Here is a 463-nt window from a genome sequence, read left to right as displayed (position 1 = left end):
CCGTGACACCGACGATGCGCGCTATATCGGCCTGACGATGCCGCGCGTGCTGGGCCGCCTGCCGTATGGCCCGGATACTGTGCCAGTACGCAGCTTCAACTATGTGGAAGAAGTCACCGGCCCGGACCACGATAAGTACCTGTGGACCAACGCGTCGTTTGCTTTTGCCGCCAACATGGTGAAAAGCTTTATCGACAATGGCTGGTGCGTGCAGATCCGCGGCCCGCAGGCGGGCGGCGCAGTGACCGATCTGCCGATCCACCTATACGATCTGGGCACCGGCAATCAGGTAAAAATCCCGTCTGAGGTGATGATCCCCGAGACCCGCGAGTTCGAGTTTGCCAACCTGGGCTTCATTCCGCTGTCGTACTACAAAAACCGCGACTATGCCTGCTTCTTCTCTGCCAACTCGGCGCAGAAACCGGCGCTGTATGACACCGCAGATGCGACGGCCAACAGCCGC

General features: G+C 60.0%; 1 protein-coding gene. It reads left to right on the top strand.

Annotation, left to right across the window (positions count from 1 at the left end; translation table 11 throughout):
* The coding region (locus WG891_RS26680; protein WP_337265102.1) for a type VI secretion system contractile sheath domain-containing protein at positions 1-463 on the top strand (463 nt) is incomplete at both ends.

This window comes from Serratia sp. MMO-28, assembly GCF_037199905.1.
In the GTDB taxonomy this organism is placed as follows: Bacteria; Pseudomonadota; Gammaproteobacteria; order Enterobacterales; family Enterobacteriaceae; genus Chania; species Chania oryzae.
This window is presented reverse-complemented; position numbering and strand designations above follow the sequence as displayed.